General features: G+C 47.0%; 20 protein-coding genes. 11 read left to right on the forward strand and 9 right to left on the reverse strand.

The annotated features are described in order from the left end of the window. Positions 1–27: 27 nt before the first annotated feature. Together pdeM and FN124_RS04990 are read left to right on the forward strand one after the other, a co-directional pair. On the forward strand, positions 28–675 hold the full coding sequence (pdeM, locus tag FN124_RS04985; protein WP_142683662.1) for a ligase-associated DNA damage response endonuclease PdeM: 648 nt from the start codon (positions 28–30) through the stop codon (positions 673–675). Then, positions 672–1,571 (forward strand): histone deacetylase family protein, encoded by a 900-nt coding sequence (locus FN124_RS04990; protein ID WP_142683663.1) that lies wholly within the window; start codon positions 672–674, stop codon positions 1,569–1,571. Before pdeM ends, FN124_RS04990 begins: the two co-directional genes overlap by 4 nt. Here the strand turns inward: FN124_RS04990 and FN124_RS04995 are convergent. After that, positions 1,568–2,218 (reverse strand): ABC transporter ATP-binding protein, encoded by a 651-nt coding sequence (locus tag FN124_RS04995; protein WP_142683664.1) that lies wholly within the window; start codon positions 2,216–2,218, stop codon positions 1,568–1,570. The two genes, FN124_RS04990 and FN124_RS04995, sit on opposite strands and share 4 nt — an antisense overlap. Before the next feature lie 100 nt (positions 2,219–2,318). Between FN124_RS04995 and FN124_RS05000 the strand changes: the two genes are divergently transcribed. Continuing rightward, the gene (locus tag FN124_RS05000) at positions 2,319–2,540 is read left to right on the forward strand and encodes a DUF2795 domain-containing protein (RefSeq protein WP_012794455.1); all 222 of its coding nucleotides are present in this window, start codon (positions 2,319–2,321) and stop codon (positions 2,538–2,540) included. A gap of 159 nt (positions 2,541–2,699) precedes the next feature. Here the strand turns inward: FN124_RS05000 and FN124_RS05005 are convergent, their stop codons facing one another. From FN124_RS05005 to FN124_RS05025, 5 genes are all read right to left on the reverse strand, one after another. Further along, on the reverse strand, positions 2,700–3,512 hold the full coding sequence (locus FN124_RS05005; RefSeq protein WP_142683665.1) for an enoyl-ACP reductase FabI: 813 nt from the start codon (positions 3,510–3,512) through the stop codon (positions 2,700–2,702). Positions 3,513–3,654: 142 nt separating this feature from the next. Next, on the reverse strand, positions 3,655–5,310 hold the full coding sequence (gene recN / locus FN124_RS05010; RefSeq protein WP_142683666.1) for a DNA repair protein RecN: 1,656 nt from the start codon (positions 5,308–5,310) through the stop codon (positions 3,655–3,657). Positions 5,311–5,342: 32 nt separating this feature from the next. After that, entirely contained in the window at positions 5,343–6,830 is a 1,488-nt protein-coding gene (locus FN124_RS05015) for a tetratricopeptide repeat protein (RefSeq protein WP_142683667.1), read from the reverse strand. Between the two features lie 274 nt (positions 6,831–7,104). Continuing rightward, positions 7,105–7,857, reverse strand: coding sequence for a zinc ribbon domain-containing protein (locus FN124_RS05020; RefSeq protein ID WP_142683668.1), 753 nt, complete (start codon positions 7,855–7,857; stop codon positions 7,105–7,107). Between the two features lie 3 nt (positions 7,858–7,860). Beyond that, the gene (locus FN124_RS05025) at positions 7,861–8,955 is read right to left on the reverse strand and encodes a Nif3-like dinuclear metal center hexameric protein (protein ID WP_142683669.1); all 1,095 of its coding nucleotides are present in this window, start codon (positions 8,953–8,955) and stop codon (positions 7,861–7,863) included. Between the two features lie 110 nt (positions 8,956–9,065). On the opposite strand from FN124_RS05025, the gene FN124_RS05030 reads away from it, so the two are divergent. After that, a complete protein-coding gene (locus tag FN124_RS05030; RefSeq protein WP_260607329.1) occupies positions 9,066–10,526 on the forward strand; it encodes a carboxypeptidase M32 in 1,461 nt (486 codons plus the stop codon). 54 nt (positions 10,527–10,580) lie between these two features. Here the strand turns inward: FN124_RS05030 and FN124_RS05035 are convergent, their stop codons facing one another. Beyond that, positions 10,581–11,273 carry a rhodanese-like domain-containing protein gene (locus FN124_RS05035; protein WP_142683671.1) on the reverse strand — a complete coding sequence of 231 codons (693 nt, stop codon included), beginning with the start codon at positions 11,271–11,273 and terminating at the stop codon, positions 10,581–10,583. Next, positions 11,255–11,854 carry a methyltransferase domain-containing protein gene (locus FN124_RS05040; RefSeq protein ID WP_142683672.1) on the reverse strand — a complete coding sequence of 200 codons (600 nt, stop codon included), beginning with the start codon at positions 11,852–11,854 and terminating at the stop codon, positions 11,255–11,257. Before FN124_RS05040 ends, FN124_RS05035 begins: the two co-directional genes overlap by 19 nt. A gap of 130 nt (positions 11,855–11,984) precedes the next feature. Between FN124_RS05040 and FN124_RS05045 the strand changes: the two genes are divergently transcribed. The 4 genes from FN124_RS05045 to FN124_RS05060 all read left to right on the forward strand — a co-directional run bounded on the left by FN124_RS05045 (position 11,985) and on the right by FN124_RS05060 (position 21,452). Next, the gene (locus FN124_RS05045; RefSeq protein WP_185937094.1) at positions 11,985–16,844 is read left to right on the forward strand and encodes a PKD domain-containing protein; all 4,860 of its coding nucleotides are present in this window, start codon (positions 11,985–11,987) and stop codon (positions 16,842–16,844) included. 161 nt (positions 16,845–17,005) lie between these two features. Beyond that, positions 17,006–19,858: a PKD domain-containing protein gene (locus tag FN124_RS05050; protein WP_142683674.1), complete on the forward strand. Its 2,853-nt coding sequence runs from the start codon at positions 17,006–17,008 to the stop codon at positions 19,856–19,858. A gap of 18 nt (positions 19,859–19,876) precedes the next feature. Beyond that, entirely contained in the window at positions 19,877–20,908 is a 1,032-nt protein-coding gene (locus FN124_RS05055; RefSeq protein ID WP_142683675.1) for a PorP/SprF family type IX secretion system membrane protein, read from the forward strand. 220 nt (positions 20,909–21,128) lie between these two features. After that, positions 21,129–21,452 carry a T9SS type A sorting domain-containing protein gene (locus tag FN124_RS05060; RefSeq protein ID WP_260607439.1) on the forward strand — a complete coding sequence of 108 codons (324 nt, stop codon included), beginning with the start codon at positions 21,129–21,131 and terminating at the stop codon, positions 21,450–21,452. A gap of 82 nt (positions 21,453–21,534) precedes the next feature. On the opposite strand, the gene FN124_RS05065 is transcribed toward FN124_RS05060, so the two are convergent. Continuing rightward, a complete protein-coding gene (locus FN124_RS05065; RefSeq protein WP_142683677.1) occupies positions 21,535–22,707 on the reverse strand; it encodes a class I SAM-dependent rRNA methyltransferase in 1,173 nt (390 codons plus the stop codon). Between the two features lie 138 nt (positions 22,708–22,845). On the opposite strand from FN124_RS05065, the gene FN124_RS05070 reads away from it, so the two are divergent. The 3 genes from FN124_RS05070 (at position 22,846) to FN124_RS05080 (ending at position 25,882) form a co-directional block, all read left to right on the forward strand. Beyond that, positions 22,846–23,418: a nucleotide exchange factor GrpE gene (locus tag FN124_RS05070; protein ID WP_260607330.1), complete on the forward strand. Its 573-nt coding sequence runs from the start codon at positions 22,846–22,848 to the stop codon at positions 23,416–23,418. A 102-nt stretch (positions 23,419–23,520) separates the two neighbouring features. Beyond that, on the forward strand, positions 23,521–24,690 hold the full coding sequence (gene dnaJ, locus FN124_RS05075) for a molecular chaperone DnaJ (protein ID WP_142683678.1): 1,170 nt from the start codon (positions 23,521–23,523) through the stop codon (positions 24,688–24,690). A gap of 250 nt (positions 24,691–24,940) precedes the next feature. Continuing rightward, positions 24,941–25,882 carry a class I SAM-dependent methyltransferase gene (locus FN124_RS05080; RefSeq protein ID WP_260607331.1) on the forward strand — a complete coding sequence of 314 codons (942 nt, stop codon included), beginning with the start codon at positions 24,941–24,943 and terminating at the stop codon, positions 25,880–25,882. The last annotated feature ends 4 nt before the right edge of the window (positions 25,883–25,886 follow it).

Here is a 25,886-nt window from a genome sequence, read left to right on the forward strand (position 1 = left end):
GCACCTCATTAAAAAACAGTTGAACCAGTGGTTGGGGAAATATTTCACTTTCAGGAGCAGCATTGGCATTTATCGCCCCAGCGGGCAATTTTTTGGGAAGAAGAGAAAGCGCTGATCCTTTCAGATCTGCACCTGGGGAAAGCCGCTCATTTCCGGAAGGCCGGAATTGCAGTACCGGCGGGCATTGTACAGGAAGACCTCTTCCGGTTGCAACAGCTGATCACCCATTACCTGCCGGAGCGGATCATTATAGTGGGCGATATGTTCCATAGCCGGGAAAACAACGAGGTGCAGTATTTCAGGCTATGGCGGCAACAGTTTTCCCGGATCTCCTTCGACCTGGTAAAAGGTAACCATGATATCATGGCCGATGATGTGTACGAACAATTGCAGATCAACGTACATCCTGCGCTTACCCTGCGTAACATTCATTTTATCCATGAGCCTTGTGAAGATAACAATGGCTTCGCCTATACTTTTTCCGGGCACCTGCACCCGGCTTTTGTAATGCAGGGTGCAGGCAGGCAACGACTGCGTTTACCTTGTTTTTATTTTGGCCGCCATTGCGGCATTTTACCCGCTTTTGGCCACTTTACCGGCTCGGCTACCCTTGAACCTGGCGAAAGGGACCCCGTGTTTGTAATAGCCGGAAAATCGATTATACGCGCACAATGATAATTGCCAGTCACGATATATATATCCATCCCCTGCCGGCCGATCATCGCTTCCCGATGCTCAAATATGAACTGATACCTGCCCAGCTGCTGCGGGAAGGTGTTATTACACCCGGGCAGTTGTTTGCCCCTGAACCCGCCACAGAAGACATTATCCTCCTCACACACACCGCTGAGTACTGGCATAGGCTGCGGGATCAAACGCTGGAACCGCGTGAACAGCGGAAGATAGGGTTCCCGCAGTCGCCCGCCCTCACCTTACGCGAAATCGTTATTACACAGGGCACCATTAACATTTCGCTGCATGCGCTGGATCACGGTATTGGCTTTAACGTGGCGGGAGGTACCCATCACGCGTTTGCAGATCATGGGGAAGGTTTCTGCCTGCTCAACGATTTTGCCGTAGCCGCCAATTACCTGCTTCACAGGCAACTGATCCGGCAGGCGCTAGTGATAGACCTGGACGTTCACCAGGGCAATGGCACCGCGGCGCTGTTTGCAGGTAACCCCCATGTATATACGTTTAGTATGCATGGCGCGCACAATTATCCCTTTCACAAAGAAGCGTCCGACTGGGATATTCCCCTGGCAGATGGTATGGATAACGGCGCCTACCTGCAATTACTTGAAGATGCTCTGCCCGTGCTGATTAACCGGGTAAAACCCGATATCGTTTTTTATCTCTCCGGGGTGGATATCCTGGAAACAGATAAGTTCGGGAAGCTGAAAATAACGCAGCAGGGCTGCCTTGAGCGGGATGAAATGGTTTTCCATTCACTGCGGCAACATCATATTCCCTGTGCAGTGGCCATGGGAGGCGGTTATTCCACCCAGATCCGCGATATCGTAAATGCGCACTGTAATACTTTCAGGGCCGGCATCCGTATTTACGGCTAAATAATTTTACCATCCTTCATCACCAGCTGACGATCGCTCATAGGCGCCAGCTCTTCATTGTGCGTAACAATGATAAAGGTTTGCTTCAGCTGATCCCGCAGTTCCATAAAAAGGTGATGCAGCTCCCTGGCGTTGCGGGAGTCGAGGTTACCGGTTGGCTCGTCGGCCATTACCACGTCCGGATCATTGATCAGGGCGCGCGCCACGGCCACTCTTTGCTGCTCTCCGCCGGAGAGGGCGTTGGGTTTGTGCTCAAGCCGGTCTTTGAGGCCCAGCGTTTCCAGCAGGAACACGGCTTTTTCCTTTACCTGGCTTCTCCGGGTGCCGGCAATGTAGCCGGGGATACAAACATTTTCAAGAGCAGTGAATTCCGGCAGCAGGTGATGGAACTGGAAAATAAAGCCAATATGACGGTTCCTGAAATCGGCCAGGGTATTTCCCTTTAAAGCCGTCAGATTGACATCATTCAGCCATATCTCCCCCGCAGTAGGCGTATCAAGGGTTCCGAGGATATGCAGCAATGTGCTTTTGCCCGCCCCGGACGATCCTACGATAGTTACTATCTCTCCCTTACTGACAGTAATATCTACCCCCTTTAATATGGGTAAATTGGAATAATTTTTGGTGACATTGCGAGCGGTTAGCATAACCCAAAGAAAAGTAATTAACCGATAAAATAGTAAAAGTTGTTTATTTCAAATTAAATAATACTTTTGCGGAAAATTAAAAAGTAAAAATTTTAATAAGATGTACTGGACATTAGAATTAGCTTCATACCTGGAGGACGCTCCATGGCCAGCTACTAAAGACGAACTTATCGACTACGCCATTCGTTCCGGTGCACCGATCGAAGTAATCGAGAACCTTCAGGAGCTGGAGGATGAGGGAGAAATTTATGAGGGGATTGAAGATATTTGGTCTGATTATCCGTCGCAGGACGACTTCTTCTTTAACGAGGATGAATATTAGCCACTATCGCTTACCGCACACTCCCGTTTTACTATGACAAATAATTACTAAGCCGCTCCTGATAAGGAAGCGGCTTTTATTTTGGTATCTGCTGATCCGGCGATGCTGCAATGATGATGTCATCATCTGCCACATCGCCGGGCTCAATAAATAGAATATTTATTTTTCCATCTGGTCGATCACTGGCTTGGAAACACCAGTGAAGGAGAAACCACCGTCGTGGAACAGGTTCTGCATAGTCACCATCCTGGTGAGGTCAGAGAACATGGCCACAGCATAGCTGGCGCACTCGTCTGCAGTGGCGTTACCCAATGGGCTCATTTTTTCCGCATAAGACATAAAGCCATCGAAACCTTTCACACCACCACCTGCAGTTGTTTTAACCGGCGACTGGGAGATAGTGTTTACGCGTACTTTCTTATGTGTGCCATAGTGGTAGCCGAAACTGCGTGCAATTGACTCCAGCAGGGCTTTGGCATCTGCCATTTCGCCATAGTCCGGGAATACACGCTGAGACGCGATATAAGACAATGCAATAACAGAGGCCCATTCATTCAGTGCATCCAGTTTATAGGCTGTTTGCAGAACGCGGTGCAGCGACATTGCAGAGATATCAAATGTTTTGTGATTAAAATCGTAATCAAGATCAGTATAGCTTCTGCCTTTACGGATGTTCATACCCATAGCAACAGAATGGAGAATGAAGTCGATCTTGCCTCCAAAATGCTCCATGGATTTGTTGAACAGGTTGGTCAGATCGTCCATATTGGTAACATCAGCCGGAATAACAGGTGCTTTACAGGTTTCCGCCAGTTTGTTGATCTCACCCATACGCAGGGCAATAGGGGCATTGGTAAGCACAATTTCAGCGCCTTCTTCCACGCAACGCAGTGCTGTTCTCCAGGCAATAGACTTGTCGTCCAGTGCGCCAAAGATGATACCTTTCTTCCCTTTTAATAAGTTATGAGCCATTTGGTCAAAAATTAATTTCGGCAAAAATAGTCGTTATAGTTGAAAAAAAAAGCTGTTAGCTGTCTGCAACGGCATTTAGATGGTTTTATACCAGCTAAAGGCAATCTGCTAAAGGCTAACAGCTGTTATGGAAAGGCTGTTGTTAATGTACAGCCAGCATTTCACGTGCATTTTCCAGCGCGGCAGCGGTGGGCCGCTCTCCGCTCAGCATCTGGGCGATCTTATTTACCCGTTCATCCGGCGACAACAAACGTACACTGGTAGTTACTTTATCAGCTTTGGCATCCTTATACACGAAGTAATGTGCATCTGCTTTGCCTGCAATCTGCGGCTGATGGGTAATACAGATGATCTGGTGCGATTTGGCAAGGCCTTTCAGGATAACCCCTACCTGGCGGGCCGCTTCTCCGGAAATCCCTGTGTCAATTTCATCGAAGATCAGCGTGGGTAATGCTACTGACTGCGCTACAAGCGACTTGATACATAGCATAATGCGGCTCAATTCACCACCGGATGCCACCTTACCTACCGGTGCAAACTGGTTGCTCTTATTGGCGTCAAACAGGAATTCGATGGTGTCCTGTCCATATGGATTGAGCTCTCCGGGTGTGATAGCTACTTTCAGACGGGCATTGGGCATACCTACCTGTGCAAGCAGGGTATTCACATGTTTTTCAAAAGGCCCCGCCTGTTCCTGGCGGTGACCGGTAATAACGCCGGCTGCTTTCATAAGGTTTTCTTTCAGCCGCGTTTGTTCCTGCTCCAGCGATGCCAGCTGCTCATCCAGGTTCAGTACATCGTCTACCTTCTGTGTCAGCGTTTCCTTTATAGCCAGCAGTTCACCCGTGGTATGTACACCATGTTTCTTGAATAACCGGTAACCCAGCGCCATCCTTTCATTCACCAGCTCTATCCGTTGGGCGTCGTATTGTACATGATCATTAATACTTTCCACTTCCCCGGCGATATCCTGAAGCTCCAGATAAGCAGATAACAGGCGTTCAGCCACTGCCGGTACATCTTTATGAAAACCTGACAACCCTTGCAGTGACGACTGCAGCTGCTTTAGCTGCTGCAGGATGGGTTGTTCATCTTCTTTCAGCTGAAAATAAACACGGTTGAGGGTATTCTTGATCTCTTCCGCATGACTTAATGTTTGCAGCTCCGCTTCCAGGTCTTCTATTTCGTTCGGATCAAAACCTGCTTCCGCCAGTTCATCGAGGAGAAAACGGTTATAGTCCAGCTCTTTGTTTGCATTATCACGGTTATCGAGCAGTTGTTTATATTTCTTCTGTACCTGTGTGTACTGAATAAACTCCTGGTGGTATTGTTGCAGTTCCGCGGGTTTGTTCACCAGTGCATCGATCACTTCCCTCTGGAAATCGGCATTGCCGAGCGCCAGTGTATCAAACTGCTGGTGCAGGTCTACCAGGTAGCCACTGAGCTCTGCCAGCTGGGAGATATTCACCGGCGTATCATTTACAAAGGCCCTTGATTTACCTGCGGCACTTATTTCCCTTCTTATGATCAGCTGGTCTTCCAGATCCAGTTCATGTTCCTGGAAGAAATTGGCCACCTGTGATTTTTTCACTTTAAAAAATCCTTCTATGATGCATTTGCCGGTTTTATCGAACAATACCCCGGGATCCGCTCTTTCTCCCAGTATCAGGGAAAGGGCCCCGAGCAGAATAGATTTACCTGCACCGGTTTCCCCGGTGATCACGTTCAGGTTTCCTGAAAAGTCTACTTCCAGGTGATCGATAATTGCGTAGTTCTTGATGGTTAATCGCTGTAACATAAGTAAGGAAATTCCTTTATGATGTTGAAAGCTCAGGTTCCGTTGACCCGTTGCATGCCTGCTTTGGCTCGCTGGTCAAGGGAGTTTTTATAATCATGGCCTTTCATGTTCAGACAACGCTGATAACATTCTATGGCTTTTGTTTTATCATTTCTTTTTTCATAAATGTAACCCATTTGAAGGGAAGCGCGTGCCGCATAATATTCCGGCCTGTTGCTGCCTACTTTTATGGTTACTTCATACATGGCAATAGCCTGATCGTCTTGCCCGCTTTCGTCGTAAATGCGGCCCAGGCGGTAGGCATATTCCAGTTTATCTTCCATTGCCGGGAAGTCCGCGGCTTTTTTTGTGAGCAGTAATGCCAGCGCCTTGGTGAAATACCCGCCATCGCTCAGTAAACGTACCCGCAATAAGAAGGGATTAGGCCATTTGCCGGTTTTGGCTTCCTTCAGTGCCTGTTTATCTGCATCCGTTTCCAGCCCGCCTTTTGTAAGGATCAAAGCCCGGTATTTATCTGCCGCTGCCTGGTTCCCTTCCAGGTAGTAGTACCAGCTGAGCCGCTGCAGGCACTCCTTCACATAAAACTTGCCTTTGAAGTTATTGACAAACCGTTCCAGGTAAATGTGCGCGTCCTGGTCTAACCTGGTAAGTTTCAGTAAGCCCATTACATAGTTGTAATATTGGATGTCCGCATACTCGGCTGTATCATTACGCTCCTGGAGCACTTTTATCCCGGTGGCAGCCTTCTGGTTGTTCAGCGACAGGTTTGCCACCATTAAAGCAAACAAGTAATTGTTTTTTGTATCCAGCTGTTTTCTTTGCAGGAATTCCCACGTTTCTTCCGGTTTATTCACAATAAACAACATCAGGTAGCAATAATAATAGTAGGATTCCTCCCGGAACATCTTCGCTTCCGGCGCATTGCTCTCAATGAACTTGTTCACATTGGCCATTCCTTCTTTCATACTGCCTTTAAGGCCCAGGATATTGGTGATCCACTTATATCCTTCCGGAATGGTCCCGAATACGGTTTGCATAGCGCCCAGCAACAGGTTATTGGGCACAAAACCGGGAAACCGCTGCTGGTTTTCTTTCAGCATCATATAAGCTTTCCGGATCTCCCAGGTGGCATCCCATTTTTCATCAAACTTTATTTTGATCAGCGCCCACTGGAATTTAATAGCCGCCTGTGTGTACAGGTAGTAAGGAGAATCCGGTGATCCCTCCGTCATTTTATTCAGCCGGAACGATCGCAGGCTCCTTTTCCTTGAATACTCTGCGGGATCTTCATTAAAGAAGAGCGGGAAAAAATCCGCATAGTTATCCAGGAAATAAGGCGCCAGGTTATCCGGGTGTTCTTTTTTCTCTGCTTCCAGCAAAGCCCTTCCGGTGTTTAACCTCAACTGCATGATAGCATCATACGCCTGCTCACAGCGGGTATTAAAATCAAAAACTTTCTGCCTGGCGCTCACGTTAAATCCGACGCTCAACAATAACAACAAAGAAAAAATAATACGCATACGGGAAAAATTCCTGAATTAAAGGCCAAATCTCTCATAACATCTTCCAAATCCCAAATAACACCTCACATTTTTTAAAGTTGTATTGTTTAGCTAATTCCCTGCCACAAAATAAAAGAACTACTACGCAAGGTACCTGCGCAAAGGCAATCATCACAAAGCTAATATAATTAGTAAAACAAAACTAAATAAATTAGTATATTTTTTTATACACATACGCCAATAAAAAAAGGACATCCTCAGATGTCCTTTCAAAATGTTTATGCCGGGATGGTTAGATCGTCACGGTAGCTTCAAGATCATTATCCACCAGGATACGTCCGCAGTGTTCACAAACGATGATCTTTTTATGCTGACGGATTTCCGCCTGGCGCTGAGGAGGGATGGCATTAAAGCACCCGCCACAGGAATCACGCTCTACAGTTACCACAGCCAAACCATTGCGGTAGTTTTTACGGATCTTTTCGTAAGCCTGTAATAAACGGGGATCTACCTTGGTTTTAGCTTCTTCACTTTCTTTGCGGAAAGCTTTCTCTTCTTTATCTGTTTCGCCGATGATCTTTTCCAGTTCGCCTTTCTTATGCTTCAGGTTCGCTTCTTTATCCGCCACCGCTTTCTTGGCTACTTCCAATACGCGGCTTTTTTCCTTGATCTCTTCGTTAGCGTCCTTGATATGCTTTTCAGCCAGCTTGATTTCCAGCGCCTGCATCTCCATTTCTTTGGTGATGGCCTCGAACTCACGGTTATTCTTCACATTATCCTGCTGCTTCTCGTACTTCTTGATCAACGCTTCCGCTTCCTTGATGGCGTTCTTCTTGCTGGCAACAAAGTCCTGTATACCTTTCATTTCATTCTCAATGTGAGACTGACGTGTATTCAGGCCTTCGATCTCGTCTTCCAGGTCTTTTACCTCCATCGGCAACTCCCCTTTCAGCACCTGGATCCCATCCAGCTTGGAATCAATCTTTTGCAATCTGAGTACAGACGCTAATTTTTCTTCAACGGAGTATTCTTTTACGGTTGCCATGTATTATAAATAATTTACCGGGTTTGTTTTAATCGTAGATTTAAGAGGCGCAAAATTACGGAATTTTTCGGTCAATATATGATAAAATAATTCCACAGTGAACTGCTCACTCTCAAAATGTCCGATATCTGCTATAATTAATTGATTATCAGCATCAAAAAATTCGTGATACTTAAAATCAGCAGAAATGTAGGCATCTGCCCCTGCAGCTATCGCCTGTTTTAACAGGAAACTGCCCGCTCCCCCACATAACGCTACTTTTTTTACGGAACGCCCTCTCAAAGGGGTATATCTCACACAACCGGTAAGGAACTGCTTTTTCACAAACTGTAAAAAATCCAGCTCATCCATTGCCTCCGGCAAGGTGCCAATCAATCCCGAACCCACCTGCTGATAAGCATTTTCCAGGCTTATCACATCGTAGGCCACCTCTTCATAAGGGTGGCTACCTAACAGCGCCTGTAAAATTTTTCCTTCCAAATATACCGGAAAAATTACTTCCAACTTTATTTCAGCTTCAAAATGTCTTTTACCAGGCGTACCCACATAAGGATCTGTGCCCTCGGCCCCCCGGAAGGTGCCCTCACCGGCACTGTTAAAACTGCACTCGCTGTAATTCCCGATATGACCGGCGCCTGCTTCAAATAAAGCAGCCCTTACTATCTCCACGTCCGCCACCGGCACAAATGTGTATAACTTTTTCAGTAATCCCCGTTTGGGCTGTAATACCCGGGTTTGTTCCAGCCCCAGTTTAGCCGCCATCTGCGCGCATACCCCGTTACGAACATTATCCAGGTTGGTATGTGCCGCATAAACAGCTATATCGTGTTTAATAGCCTTAATTGCCACCCGCTCCACATAGGAATTCCCATTGATCTTCTTTAATCCCCCGAAAACAATCGGATGATGGGCTATCACCAGGTTACATCCGTTTGCTATGGCTTCATCAATCACCTCCTCCGTTGCATCCAGTGTGAGCAGGGCATTGGTGACCTGCACATCTGCACGCCCGAAAATCAGCCCGGCATTATCGTAACTCTCCTGGTATTGCAAAGGCGCAAACTGTTCAATGGCCTGTATGATCTCTTTTATCTTCATATGTGCAAAAATTAATGGTTCATTCGTGGCATCAGCTAAATTTGCAAAAAATATCTTTTATGCCCGGAAGCAAATCTACAGCAGAACAGTATTCGGATTACAAAATAAAAATGCAAAAAATTGCGGACGTAAGAAACGCCCTGGCCGTACTTGGCTGGGACCAGGAAACCTATCTTCCGGAAAAAGGAGCCGGGTTCCGGGGTCAGCAGATCACTACCCTCAGCGCTATCGCACATGAACTATTCACTGCCCCTGAGCTGGACGCCATCCTCCTGGCGCTGAAAGGAAATACAGATCTGGATCCGGTAGAACAAAAGAATATCCTTCTTTCTACCGAGGATTACGAAAAGAATAAAAAATACCCGGCCTCCTTTGTAGCTGACCTATCGAAAGCGACCAACGAAAGCTATCACGCCTGGATCAAGGCACGTAAGGCGAACGACTACTCTCTCTTCGCCCCCGCACTTGCACGGATGGTGGAACTGAAAAAACAGGAAACCGGTATTCTCGGCTATGAAGGACACCCCTACAATGCACTGCTTAACGAGTATGAAAAAGGCGCGCATACCGGTATGCTGGATACTATTTTCAACGAGGTGAAAACTGCCCTTTCCCCGCTGCTCAGCCAGATAGAACAGCAACCCGTTATTAACAAGGACTTCCTCCACCTGCACTATAACCGCGATGTACAATGGAAATTCGGTATCTCCCTTCTTGAAAAGATGGGATACGACCTGAAAGCAGGAAGGCAGGATGTTTCAGAGCATCCATTCACCACCAGCTTCAACCCGCTTGATGTAAGGGTGACCACCCGCATTGATGAAAACGATTTTGGCAATATGACCTGGAGCTGCATCCATGAAGGCGGTCACGCCCTCTATGAACAGGGATTGCCCACGGAACAATATGGCCTTCCCTGCGGTGAAGCCACCAGCCTCGGTATCCATGAGTCGCAGTCCCGGCTGTGGGAAAACAATGTAGGCCGCAGCCTTCTCTTCTGGCAATATCATTACCCACGCCTCCAGCAACTGTTCCCTGAAAACCTCGGAAACATTCCCCTGGACGCATTCTATAAAGCCATTAATAAAGTTCAGCCTTCCCTCATCCGCACAGAAGCCGATGAGCTAACCTATCATTTCCATATCATGATCCGGTATGAAATTGAAAAAGGGCTGATCGATGGCAGCATTGATGTAAAAGATCTGAAACATACCTGGAATGAATACTACCGTCAATACCTGCACGTAACCGTACCGGATGATGTACACGGCGTACTACAGGACATCCACTGGTCGCATGGCAGCTTTGGCTACTTCCCTACATATTCACTGGGTAGTTTTTATGCCGCACAATTCTTTGCAGCCGCACAAAAACAGGTACCCGGTTTAGATGCAGGCATTGCCGCCGGTAATTATGAGCCTTTGCTGACATGGTTACGTACCAATATCCATCCGTTCGGACGATTGTATACATCAAGCGAGTTGTGTGAGAAAGTAACGGGGAAACAACTGGCATTCGGGGAATTCCTGGAATACGCGAAAACGAAATATGGCGGGATATACGGATTTTAAAATAAAAGCCCGGAACTTCCTGTTAGTTCCGGGCTTTTAAAATTCTTTGTTCAGCTATAATCCTGCCAGCTTCTCCAACTCCGCCAATTCCATTACTCCCTCCTTTCTCGCTATCTCCTTACCATCTTTATAAAAAATAAAAGTGGGCAGCTTAGCCGCATTTACAGACTTCATCACTTCCTGGTCGTTACCGCCATCTACAAATACTTTTTTCACCTGCGGATGTTTTTGGAAGAATTTTCCCAGCACCGGTTCCATCTGTTTACAGGGAGGACACCATGCGGCTCCTACATCTGTCAGCACATAGCCCTTTGCCTGCACCGACTTATTATACTCAGCTATACTGAGTTGAGGCTTTTTCTCTGCCACGCCATCCAGTGGCTTTCCGGCCTGCTTCCAGGCATTGATGCCACCTTCCAGTTCAACTACATCCGTAAAACCGTTTTCCCTCATCCATTTAGCGGCAGCACTGCTCCGGCCACCACTCAGGCAATAAATATACACCGGCTTTTTCTTGTTGAGATACTGTACCCGTTCTTTGAACTCCGCTTTCTTTGTATAATCGGCCTGTAAAGCATGTGGCAGATGACCGGTGCTAAATTCCCCGGCGGTGCGTACATCAAATACCTGTACATCCGGCTGACGGATATCCTTATCAAATTCAGCGGCGTCTACCATCTTTTCCTGTTGTGCCATTGCAGTAATACCTGTAAGCATCATCACAACGGCTAATAGAACTCGTCCCATATCGTCTTTATTTTCGGCATAAAATTAATAAACAATTCTGCTCCCTGTCTTGCCGGATGCGAGTTATAGCAGGGCTGCAACGTTTTGATATCAAACAAAGGAGAAAACAACTTCCTGTATTCTTCCTCTGTTCCCCCGAAAGGCGGGCCTTCCTGCGGAAAGTGACGGTTAAACAAAACTCCTGCCAGATGCCCGCCCGGTTTGATCAGCGAATACATATGCTCCACATAATTTGTCCTGAGAAACGGAGGCAGGGCGCAGAAAAAAGTCTGCTCCAATACAAGGTCGTAACTGCCCTTATGATCAAAAAAATCTTCCTGCAACACTTTCACACGGGTACGGGCAAACGTTTTTTGCAACTGTTCCACCAATACCGGTGCAATATCCAACACGGTTACATCGCCAAAAGCCTGTCCGGCCAGGTAAGCGGCTTCATAACTGTTGCCCCCACCGGGAACGAGTATACGAATATCCCTGTCTACCAGCTGATCAATATACTCCTTTAAAGGTGGTGATACCATTCCCATATCCCAGCCGGTATCTCCTTTAAGATAGCGGTCATTCCAATACTGACTATCCATATCCGGAACTCTTTTTATGCTAAGTTACGGCCATTCAGCCACATACATAAATACATCGCTTTTCCAAACATTATTGTTATTTTTATGCTTTGAAGATACCTGTGAAACGGCCTTAACGCCAACCTATGCCATGAAAAGCCTACGCTATTATTTACGGATTGTCATTAAACATATTTTGTTTTGGCTGCTGACGGCACCGACTGTCCGCGCACAATCAGTTACCATCAATGCAGATAAAAAAGCCGGATGTCCTCCTTTCCTGGTAAACTTTACCGCTGCAGCGGACCCCGGCTACCAGCAGATTGAATGGGACTTCGGACTTGGCGCCAATGTTACCAACGACCTCACTCCTTCCAAAACATTCCAGGATCCCGGGATCTACCATGTTAAACTGACGGCTACCTATGGCGCCAATGTCATCGTAAAACAGCTTGATATCCAGGTGTATAATAAACCGGTGGTCAACTTCAGCATACTTAATACTACCGGGTGCGCGCCCTTCATGGCTACATTCAGGGATCTTTCAACACCCGGTGATGGCAGCATTGCAGATATTACCTGGGATTTCGGCGATGGAGGCGGCGCGGTTGGCGCCAATGTAACGCACACATATACACAGGCGGGTACTTATAATGTGCTCAGCGCAGTTACTAACAGTTACGGCTGTACGGCATTCAAAGGTCCTGAACCCGTAAAAATACAGAGCGCGCCTACACCTGTTTTTTCGGCAGACAAAACCCAAAGCTGCACCACTCCGTTTGCCGTCACCTTCTTTAATAATACCATCAACAACTCCCCTGATCCGGTTACCTATACGTGGGATTATGGCGATGGTTCCACGGGCACAGCCAACCAGTACACCTATACAAGGGAAGGCCGCTTTACAGTAAAATTAACGGCTGTCACTTCAGGCGGGTGCACTGTTCCGCTCACCAAAACAGATTATATTTCTATTGAAAAAGTAAAACCGGCGTTTACGTTTTCCACTCCATGTGCAGATCAACCGGTTAACTTCACCAATACCACACAACCGGTTCCCGGTCAGGTAACATGGGCATTCCCCGATGGTACCATACAAACCACTGCCAATGCCATCAAACAATTTGCCACACCGGGCGACTATATCGTAAAAATGCAGGCTACGCTTGGCAGTTGCATGGAGGAAACACAGCAAACCATTCACATCAATCCCTCTCCGCAGATCAACCCGATGGCTACACCGCTCAGCGCCTGTAATACTCCTTTTACTACACAATTCAGCGCTCAATCGGTTAACGCTACTTCCTGGAACTGGAACTTTGGCGATGGCGTTGTTTCTACCCTGGAAAATCCTTCCCACACTTATACCCGCGAAGGATCCTTTACGGTTACTCTTACTGCATCAAACGCCTCCGGCTGCAATAAAACCATCACCCTTCCCGGGTATATCAATATTGCGAAACCTAATCTCAGTATTTACCGCAATATCACCGAAGGCTGTATTCCGTTACCTGTAGATTTCTATGCAGAACTGGATGTTACAGATCCCATTGTTAGCTATCAGTGGAATTTCGGAGATGGCGCCACTTCCACCGCAGCAAGGCCACACCATATTTTCACCACCCAGGGCACTTTCTCTGTTACTGTTACAGTAACAACGGCCAGCGGATGTACGGCCAGCGGTACCACCATCATCATGGCCGGAACAAGGCCGGTGGTGGATTTTTCTGCCACTCCTCTGAAATCATGCGCTAAAGATCCGGTGCAGTTCACTAACCTTTCTGTTCCCCGCGGTACTTCCTGGATATGGACGTTTGTACAGGATAACAGCACCAGCACAGAAGAAAACCCTAATCATACTTTTAATGAAATCGGTAACCACGACATTATCCTCGTGGTAAACAACAACGGGTGTATTGAACAGTTAATAAAACGAAATTATATCCAGATCATTCCACCTGTTGCAAGGTTTGAAACACCCCCCGATTGCGTGGATCCCTATCACCGGAAATTTACCGACAACTCTACCTTCGGCCCAATCCCTACGCCCATAAAAACATGGTTATGGGAATTTGGCGAAAACGGCGCCACTTCTACAGATCAGCATCCGGATTTCAAATACCAGACAACGGGTTTGAAACAGGTGCGGCTTACTATCGATAACGGGATCTGTACATCCACCACTACCCAATCGGTTAACATCATCGATGAAAAACCAGTCATTACTCCCGATAAACCAGGAATATGCAGGGGCGAAAATATTTATATATCGTTAGGACCACTAAATAATTCGAATATCAATGAATACAGCTGGGATTGGGGAGATGGCAGCCCCATACAAAATATACCGGCCTATAATTTTGATCCGGCCACAGGTATTGCGCATACCTATAATCAAACAGGCACCTTCACCATCAGGCTCACCATTACAGACAAGAACAGCTGCACCCGCCAGGCGCCGCCAGCAAGCATTGATGTGAACGGCGCTACGCCTGATTTTGATTATACCGGTAAAAGATGCAAAGATGAGATCTTCAGCTTCACTGATAGATCTACTGTGAACAGTGGCAACAGTATCCTCAACTGGCAATGGGACTTCGGCGATCAGAGCAATAAAGAAAATTACACCACACAACCAATTGATATAAAGCATACTTATACTAACGCTAACGATTATACGGTTTCATTAACGGTAACCGATAAGTTCAGCTGTGTGGTAAAAGTGCAGAAGGTGATCCGTTTCGACAGGGTGAAGGCCGATTTCATGGTACCCTCCAATATTGCCTGTCTTGATAAATCCTTCACGTTTGTGGATCAGTCGCAAGGCACTATCCAGAACTATGCCTGGAACTTCGGCGACAATACCACCGGCTCCGGCAACAGGCCTGTAAAGGTATACAGTGCGCCGGGTAAATACAATGTAACCCTGAAGGTAACCACTCCTGCAGGCTGCACGGATGAAATCACCAAAACAAATGTGGTCACCGTTCCTGATCCCAAAGCTTCTTTTACTATTCCGGACAACCTGGATCTGTGCCCACCGGTGAAAGTGTTATTCACAAACACCTCAACGGATTTTGTAAGCTCCAGCTGGAATTTCGGGGACAATGGCACTTCTTCCAAAAACGATCCGGACGTACATATTTACGCACGCGCCCGTACCTATGATGTAGTACTAACGGTATATTCCGAAGGGGGCTGCTCCAGTACGGCTACGCTGCCCATCACCATCAAAGGACCCGACGGCAATATGAAAACCACGCCAACCCAGGGCTGCGTACCTTTAAGGGTAAGTATCAGCGCCACTTCTGTTAAAACAGACAGCTATATGTGGGATTTTGATGATGGTACCGTGCTCACTTCCACCACACCGGTTTCTCCCGCACACACCTATACGAAAGCAGGTATCTATTATCCACGCGTGTCATTACTCGACAACCAGGGTTGCGTGGTTAAAGCAGAAGGAAATGATAAGATCATCGTGGATCAGGCAATAGCAGATTTCGTTACGAACGATTTCCAGGTATGTGGTGGTGGGGAAGTTACATTTACCAATAAAAGTAAAACGTTAACGAAAGATTCGCTTGGCCTGGATTTCGCTAACAGCTGGGATTTTGGCGTACCGGGCAACCCGGATAATAATGCCACAGGCCTGAATGGATTGTTCAATTATCCCCGGCCCGGTACTACCAACGTTAAGCTGGTGGTAACCAGCGCTTATGGCTGTATAAACGAGAAGACGTTGCCGGTGGTAATTCCCCCTCAGCCAGCAGCTGTCATTGCACCCATTGCCCCACTTTGCGTATCCGGCAAAGTACAGCTATCCGGCAGCGACAGCAAAAACATTGCGGGCACCAAATGGCTGTGGAGCCTCGGTACGGGGCAAACATACGACGTGCCTGCTCCGCCGGAAATACTGTTAAACAGCACAGGCACCATACCGGTAGTATTAAGAATTACCAACGGGGATGGCTCCTGTCCATCAGAGGCTACTGCTGAAATGATCGTACATCCTTCACCGTTATTAAACCCTTCCCCTGCCACCGCTACTATCTGCCGCGGTGCTGTACTACAGCTGCAGGCAAATACTACCGCCAATGTAATGGTGAACTGGACTGATTACAACATCTCCGATGTGGCCAGTATATCACCACAGGTAAGGCCGGATATCGATACAGTATATCATGTTACAGCAACTAACGAATACGGCTGCACGAATACAGGCGAAGTGGCCGTTACGGTTACCCAGCCTTTCAGAATATATGCACAGGATGCGGAAATATGCGCCGGCGAAAGCGTAAAAATGAATGCAGGCGGCGCCTTGCGCTACCAGTGGATTCCCGCCAGGGGATTGAACCGGGCCGATGTCGCCGACCCAGTGGCCAGTCCTGATGGTACCATCACTTACCAGGTAGTAGGTTATAATAACAGCAGCTGTTTTACAGATACGGTGCTGGCAAAAGTTTACGTACGTGCGGCGCCGGTAGTGAACGCCGGCCCGGACATGGTGATTGCCACCGGTTCTGTTATTCCGTTGCCCGTAACAGGAAGCGACGACATTATTAAAACCGAATGGACGCCTGTAACAGGCCTGAGCTGTTACAACTGCCTGACGCCAACGGCTACCCCAACAGATGATATCACCTACCATGTAAAGGTTACCAACCGTTTTGGTTGCGAAAGTACCGATGATATAGCCATCAAACTGGTGTGTAATGAAGGCAATATATTCATCCCAAACACTTTCTCACCCAATGGCGATGGTCAGAATGATATATTCTATGTGTGCGGTCAGGGCATGCAATCCATCCGTGTTTTCCGGATCTTTAACCGCTGGGGGCAACTGGTATTTGAACGCAGCGGTGTGAACACCAATGATCCTTCGTCCGGATGGGATGGGCGTTACAAAGGCACTGCCCTGAACCCGGATGTATTTGTATACTATGTGGAAGTAGTGTGTGATAAAGGCGCTGTGAACCTGCTGAAAGGGAATGTTACACTGATCAGGTAAAACATTGCCAACGGATTTTTTGTCGCCGATGTTATTGATTTGCAGGCACTCCGCCGCATTTTCATCCCCCGGTACGGAAAATTCCGAAAATCAAAAAAATTATATATGTGTTTTTTACTAATTTGTGTAGTCATTTAGTCTATGGAAAACCTGTGCACCCTATGAAATACCTACAGGCAAAGTGTTTTTGGACCTTACTGCTCATATCCCTTTTGCAGGCCAACTCCTTACTGGCACAGAAGGCCGACTTCACCTATACCGCTTCGCCGGGTAGCCTTTGTACACCGGTTACACTTACCCTGAGAAATACAAGCACCGGCACACCTCTTACCTATAATTGGGATTTTGGTGATGGCAGAACATCACATGAAGAGCATCCTCAGGTAACTTATACCAGTGGCGGGCCCGTAAAAATCACCCTGGAAGCAGTGTATAAAGTAAGCGGGGGAACAACCACCAGCACTTACTGGAGGGAACTTGTAGTAGGTGCCACCCCACAGGTGGTTTTTTCGGCAGATGTAACAAAAAGCTGCAAAGTATTCACCGCCAATTTCACCGATGCCACAACAGGCGCGGCCAGCCGGACCTGGGATTTTGGCGATGGTACTGCTCCGGTTACTACCAGTAACGCTTATATACCTCATCAATATACGCAGGCCGGCAAATATGATGTGACCCTCACCGTTACTAACAGTAACGGATGTACGGCCACGTTGAAGAAAGCCGCCTGCATCGATATTTCATTGCCACAAATTACCATGTCAACACCGCTTTCCGGGTGCGTGCCTTTCACTGCAGCCTTTACGGCTGTTTCCACCAACGATATCAGTGACCCCGTAGTATCATGGGCCTGGAACTTCGGGGATGGCACTACTCAATCCACCACCGGTGGCAATGTAAACCACACTTATACACAAACCGGCACTTATGATATAGGCGTTACCGTTACTACACAGGGGCAATGTGTGGTAACTGCCTCCTTCGATAAATTTGTACATACAGGCAATCCTCCTTCCAATGTGAGCTTCACCGTATCGCCGGAAAGCACCTGCACAGGCGCCCCGGTAAGACTACTGGCCAACGCCGGCTTCGCCGACACCTACAGCTGGGATTTCGGGGACGGGCAAACGGCATCCGGCAGCAACAACGATATCCGGCATTCCTTTAATGTCAACGGTACCCTTACAATACAAATGAAAGCCGGCAGTAATGGCTGTTTCACCGATGCGCCACCTGCCACTGTAACTGTAACCGGGCCGGTATCACAGTTCTCCGTAGTACGTGACTGCAATGATAAAAGTAAATTCATCTTCACCAATAATTCCATCGGCACCAGCGCCAACTCTACCTACCAGTGGGATTTTGGCGACAACTCCCCGCTGGTAAACACCCGGGATGCGGTGCATAATTATACAACACCTGGTAACTATACCGTTCGTCTTACTATAGGAGAGATAGACAACAACTGTAACCACAGCAGTTTCCGGACGGTGTATTATTTCCGGGCAGATTTTACCGCAGGCGTCAGCTCTGTCTGCCGCGGCAGCAAAGCCACCTATGGCGTACTGAACGTACCACTGGGGCTGGTATCCAGCTACACCTGGCAGTTTGGGGACGGCACTACGTTTACTTCCACGGATCAGACCTATATAAAAACATGGGCCACTGCAGGCACCTTCGATAACCAGCTCACCATTCGTTATAATGATCCCGCCTATTGTGATGATATTGTGTATAAACCGGATGATATTGATATTCTGGCGCCGCAGGCTGATTTTACCACCGGCCCCGTTACCTGTGCAGGCCAGCCGGTAAGCTTTATCAACAATACTGTTACCTCACCCAATATCCCGATTGCAAACTGGTACTGGGACCTGGGCAACGGCCAGAGCTCCACTGCCCAAACGCCGCCAGCCGGTAAGTACAGTACTTCCGGCGGACAGGCAGTAAAGCTGGTGGTAACCGATGCCCGTAATTGCAGGGACTCTGTCACTAAAACCATTAATATTCATCCTACACCGGTTGTAAAAGCAGCTGCCAGTCAGCCAAAGATCTGCGAAGGAAACAGCGTTAACCTCAACGCCTTATCCGACGGCACTGTTCAATGGCTTACCGCCACTCAGCTCAGTTGTGTGCTCTGTACAGATCCTGTTGCCTCTCCGTTGGTAAATACCCGTTACCTGGTTCAGGCATCTAACGTATACGGTTGTACGGTATTTGATTCTACAGATGTGGTGGTGGTACCTAAAGTAAATCTTACCGTAAACAATGATACCATTGCCTGTTACGGTACTTCGGTGCAACTGAAAGCAACAGGCGCTGCTATCTACAACTGGACGCCTGTTACCGGTTTAACCAATAATACCATTGCCAACCCGGTAACCACACCCATAGCAGATATCACTTACCAGGTAACCGGCACCAACGATGCCATTTGCCCGATGAGCGCGCCACTGTCTGTAAAAGTAGCTGTAAAACCGGTACCACATGTAAATGCAGGTAAAGACCAAACGGTAATGGTGGGAGATGTTGTGCGGCTGATGGCCAGTGGCAGCCCCGATATTGTAAAATGGAAATGGAGCCCGGATGATTACCTGGATAACACCAGCTCTCCTTATGTTACTGCCGCTGTCAGGAAACCCATTACCTACAGTATTACCGGCACTAACCAATACGGATGCACGAAAAGTGACATCATGAATGTGGACCTCGTTTGTAATACCGATGTGGTGTTTATTCCCAACACTTTCAGCCCGAATGGCGACGGGCAAAATGATATATTCTATCCACGCGGAAAGGGCATCAGCCTTATAAAAACGTTCCGGATCTTTAACCGCTGGGGACAGGAAGTATATCACCGTGAACGGATCAACATTGATGATATCAGCACAGGATGGAACGGCTCCTTTAATGGCAAGCCCCAACCATCAGATGTATATATCTACTTCATTGAAGCATATTGTGATACCAATGAATTTTTTAAGATGAAAGGCAACGTAACATTACTCAGATAATTATTTAACCTGGCTAACATGAAAACCATATACCGCGTATTACTGTCGATTGTTTGCATCACGTATGCAACTCCGCTGTATGCCCAGGATATACATCTTTCACAGTTCTATGAAACGCCTGTTCTCCGCAATCCTGCATTGATAGGCATTTTCAACGGCGATGTGCGTGTACAGGCCGTATACCGCAACCAGTGGAACAGCGTTACCATTCCCTACCAGACCGGTACGGTAAGCGGTGAAATAAAATTCCCGGTGGGCCGCAGCAACGATTATATTACCACGGGCTTACAGCTTACCTACGACCGTGCAGGAACATCCAAACTACAGTCCACACAGATCTTCCCTGCCATCAACTATCACAAATCCCTCAACGGGGATAAAAGCAGTTTCCTCTCCATGGGATTCATGGGCGGGTTTGTACAACGGCAATTCGATCCTACCAACATGACCTTCAACAACCAGTATACCAACGGGCGTTTTGATCCTGCCAACGCCACAGGGGAGGAAGGCAAGCTGGCGCTGAAAGGCTACAGCTACCTGGATGCCGGCGTGGGATTGAGCTACAACAGTGTGATTGGGGAAGATGTGAATTATTTTATCGGGGCCGGTTACTTCCATTTTAACCGTGCTAAAATTTCTTTCTACAATGATCAGAATATTGAGCTGCACCCCAAGCTGACCTTTAATGCGGGTATTACAATACCAGTAGATGAGAGGCTGAAGGTGATCGCCCACTACAACCAGTTACACCAGGGCACCTATTCGGAATATATTGGCGGTGCATTAATCGGGTACGGCCTGATGGACCAGGGACTGGAATCGACCAGGGCTATTTATGGCGGCCTCTTCCTCAGGTGGAACGATGCCATTATCCCCACCATCAAAATTGATATGGATAAATACGAGGTAGGAATGAGTTACGACACCAATATTTCAAAGCTGAGAACTGCCAGCCAGACGTTTGGAGGCTTCGAAATTTCACTGGTTTTCAAGGGTTTCCTGAACAGCCGGAACTCGACACTGGAAAGCGTAAATTGTCCCAGATTTTAAACTATTATAAATCAATTATTTATGAAAATAAACTTTCTAGCGTTAAAAATTACATAAAATGTGAGAAAAAGCTAACAAAATGGCCTGTAGTTTGTTATTTTTATGTAAGGACACGTGGGCCTTGGACGGGCTGAATTTATCAAACAAAAAATTAGGAAATATTTGAAAAAAACTTTATTTTTATAATACTATGTGGAAAACCTCTACCCTGATTCTCATAATGGTTTTCAGCCTTTTTACCAGCATAGGTAAGGCTCAAAGCGATAAATCCCAACCAAACACGGAGGGGGGTAGCAAAATTGTGAAGTTATATCCCAATCCAGCTACAACCGTCATAACATTTGAAGTTCAACAACATAATAACGATCGCTTGTACGATCTTATTGTATATAATTTCCTCGGAAAAAAAATAGATCAGTTAAAAGGCATCAGTTCTAAAACAACGGTTAGCCTGGATAATTATTATAATGGTTTATACATTTTCCAGTTACGGGATCAGCGGGGCAACCTGGTAGAATCCGGGAAATTCAATGTTGTAAAGTAGATATAGATATATCTGGCATCAAAATAAAAAGAAAAAGTCACGGTTTAGATCGTGACTTTTTCTTTTTTAATAATTGTCCTTATCAGGAAACTTCTACGATCAGGAATTTCAGGTAAGTAGTGTTCTCAATATTTCTCAGGATAGGATGGTCCTGTGCCTGCGTCTGGAAAGTTACCTGGCGCAGTCTTTTCTTTGCATCCTTTGCCGCAGCGTCAATGGTTTGCAGGAACAGGTCGGGCGATACCAGGTTGGTGCAGGAAGCCGTTACCAGGAAGCCGCCCGGCTTCAGCAATTTCATTCCGCGAAGATTGATTTCCTTATAACCCGTTACAGCCTTGGAGATATTTTCACGGCTTTTAGTAAAGGCCGGAGGATCCAATATTACCACATCGAATTTCTTCTCCTCTTTTGTCCACTGTTTCAGCTGATCAAATGCGTTCACTGCCTGGAACTGGCAAATGTTCTGCAGGTTATTCAGCTCTGCATTCCGGCGGGCGGTGCTTACGGCTGTTTCGGAAATATCGAGTCCCAGCACACTTTTGGCGCCGTAAAAACCAGCGTGGCAGGAAAAAGTACCGGTATAGCAAAAGGCCTCCATTACATCGGCGCCCTTTACAATATGACGGATCTCACGGCGGTTATCCTGCTGGTCCAGGAAATAACCGGTTTTCTGGCCATTCACTACATCCACATGGAACTTCAACCCGTTCTCATTAATGATCAGGTTAGTGTCGAAAGGCGCGCTGAGAAAGCCCTTCTGCTGGGTCATCCCTTCCAGCTCCCTTACAGGCACATCATTTCTCTCATAGATCCCTTTGGGAGAAAAAATACGGTTGATGGCATCCACGATGGCATCTTTCCATTTTTCCATACCCAATGCGAGTGTCTGTATAACGAAGTAATCATTGAACTTATCGATCACCAGTGCAGGCAGATCATCGGCCTCCCCGTATACCAGGCGGCAGTTTTCCACATATCCCAGTTTCTGCCGGTACTCCCAGCATTTCAGGAGCCGGCGGTAAAAGAACTCAGGATTGATCTCCTCATTCTTATCACGGGTAAGCAATCTTACGAGGATCTGCGACTGGGGGTTGATATACCCGCGGCCCAGGAAAAAACCTTTATGCGTATATACATCTACAATATCACCGGCATTTATATCTCCTTTTATTTCGGCCACTTCATTGCCGAAAATCCAGGGATGCCCTTGTAATACCCTGTTCTGTATCTGTTTCTTTAAAAAAACTTTAGTCATCTATTGTATTTCGAGGGGCAAAGGTAGCTATTTAGCGGTTAGCCTTTGGTTTTTCGCCCCAATTCTGCCTTTTTGTCGGCAAAACCGCTGTTGGCAAAGAAATTGACTGGATATCTGCGCAGACAATTATTACTTATTATGACAGAAAACGAAAAAGACATGCAGACAAACGGTCAGGCTAACGCTGGTAGCGAAAACGAAAGCATGCCAGAAGAAAATATAAGCAATAGTTCAAATACGAATACTGAATCAGAAGAAGTGAGTGAACTGGAGAAGAAAGAAAAAGAAGTAAGCGAGATCCGTGACAAATATCTCCGGTTACAGGCGGAATTTGACAATTACCGTAAACGTACTGCCCGGGAACGTATAGAACTGATGCAAACAGCCAGTAAAGAAGTTATCATATCTTTGCTGGATGTGCTGGATGATACCGACAGAGCCATAAAGCAATTGGAAAATACCACAGACATTGCTGCTGCCAAAGATGGCGTAATGCTGGTTTTCAATAAACTGAGAAGTACCCTGCAAGCAAAGGGACTGAAGCCAATGGAGAGTATACACACCCCATTTGATCCGGATCTGCATGAGGCTATTACCGAAATTCCCGCTCCCACGCCGGAGCTGGTTGGCCAGGTAGTAGATGAACTGCAACCAGGTTATTACCTGAATGACAAATTGATCCGTCATGCTAAGGTAATTGTGGGCAAATAAAATGACGATGTGGCATAATAACCTATGCCAGCGATGACGTAAAACAATATTTTTTACCGAAACAAAGGCTGGTGCTTGCACCGGCATTAAGTGATTTTTATAATGTCTACCAAGAGAGATTATTACGAAATTCTGGCTGTTGCCAAATCTGCTTCCCAGGATGAAATCAAAAAGGCCTACCGTAAGGTGGCTATGCAGTTTCACCCTGACCGCAACCCAAATAACAAGGAGGCAGAAGAAAAATTCAAAGAAGCAGCTGAAGCTTATGAAGTATTAAGCGACCCCGATAAAAGGGCGCAATATGACCGCTTTGGCCATGCCGGTATGAATGGCAACCGTGGTGGTGGATATGGCGGTGGTGGAATGAACATGGACGACATTTTCTCCAACTTCGGTGACATTTTTGGTAATGATGATATTTTCGGCAGCTTCTTTGGCGGCGGTGGCGCACGTGGTGGTGGAAACCGCCGTGGTCGCGGTACCCGTGGCTCCAACCTCCGGGTAAAGATCCGTCTTACCTACGAGGAGATCGCCAAGGGCGCCAACAAGAAGATCAAAGTAAAGAAATATGTACCCTGCCAGCATTGCGGTGGCCTGGGCGCAAAAGACAAGAACGCATTCCAGTCGTGCAACACCTGTGGCGGTTCCGGCCAGGTAAGAAAAGTTACCCAAACTTTTCTCGGACAAATGCAAACCGTTACCACCTGCCCTACCTGTCATGGGGAAGGACAGATCATTACCAGCAAATGCGGCCACTGTAAAGGTGAAGGCCGTATGTATGGTGAGGAAATGGTGAGCATCGATATCCCGGCAGGTGTTCAGGAAGGCATGCAGCTGAGCATGAGCGGTAAAGGTAATGCCGGCGAAAGAGGCGGCGCTCCCGGCGATCTGCTCATCCTGATCGAAGAAGAACCACACCAGGAACTGCAACGCGATGGACTCAATGTGGCTTACGACCTGCACATCTCTTTCCCCGATGCAGTATATGGCACCTCCCTGGAAGTACCTACCATCGACGGGAAAGCCAAAATTAAAATACCCGCCGGTACACAAAGCGGTAAAATATTCCGCCTGAAAGGCAAAGGATTCCCTTCCGTTAATTCATATGAAAAAGGCGATCAGCTGATCCATGTGAACGTATGGACGCCACAACATGTAAGCGCTGAAGAGAAGGAAATGCTGGATAAATTGCAATCGTCCGATAACTTTAAACCCAACCCGGAAAAATCTGAAAAAGGATTCTTCGAAAAGGTAAGGGATATATTTAGCTAATGCAGCGAAGGGGATCGCCTTCGGCGATTGTCTTGGAGCAGGATTACGCTGATTATACTGATTAGCTTGATTTTTACTTTTGGATTTTATAAATGATTAAGGGAGATATAAGCGGATACTCGCTCCTATCTCCCTTAATCATTAAAATCGGTACATAATCCAATCAAACAAATCAGTATAATCAGCGTAATCCTGCTCCAAGACAAATTTCCTGCGCCGAAGGCGCACTGCGCTCTAAACTCCACACGCGATGGAACAAAAAATGCAGATGTTCGAAAACCGGCTGACGAAAGTTTTCCGGCATACCTCCAAACTGGCCAGGCGGCAAAACATCACCTGCTATAGGGTGTACGACGATGATATTCCTGAATTCCCTTTCAGTATAGAAATATATGAAGATCATGTTTACATTGCAGAATACCACCGCAAACACGGTATGGAAGAAGATGCTCATGAAGAGTGGCTCGATACCTGCCTGGAACTGATCAGTAAAGTGCTGGAGGTAGCCCCCAATAAGATATGGGTAAAACAACGGCAGCGTAAGGAAAACAGGAAAAGCCAGTACGAAAAGCTAAGCCTGGAAAGCCATATCATGACGGCCCATGAAGCGGGTCTTCAATTTAAAGTGAACCTTTCCGATTATCTCGACACCGGCCTGTTCCTCGATCACCGCATTACCCGTGGTATGGTAAGAGAAGAAGCAAAAGATAAAAAGGTGCTGAACCTGTTCTGCTATACCGGTTCCTTCTCCGTATATGCTGCTGCCGGCGGCGCTGCAGAAGTAACATCCGTGGATCTTTCCAAAACCTACCTGGCCTGGGCGGAAGAAAATATGAAACTGAACGGGTTTGATAACCCTAAACATACTTTTGTACATGCCGATGTATTGCAATTCCTTGACACCCTTAAACTCAATACCTACGACCTGGTGATCATAGATCCTCCCACCTTCTCCAACAGCAAGCGGATGAAGGATTTCCTCGATGTGCAACGGGATCATGCAGACATGCTCAATAAAGTATTGCTGGCTACCAAAAAAGAAGGGGTTGTTTACTTCAGCAATAACTATCGCAGGTTTGTACTGGAAGCCGATAAGATCAATGCCTCCAGCATTAAGGATATTACCAATCAGACCTTGCCTTTTGATTTTCAGCAGAAGATGATCAGGAAGTGCTACCGGTTAATAAAATAAAGGG

Origin of the sequence: Chitinophaga polysaccharea (genome assembly GCF_902150045.1) — a bacterium.
Taxonomy (GTDB): Bacteria; Bacteroidota; Bacteroidia; order Chitinophagales; family Chitinophagaceae; genus Chitinophaga; species Chitinophaga polysaccharea_A.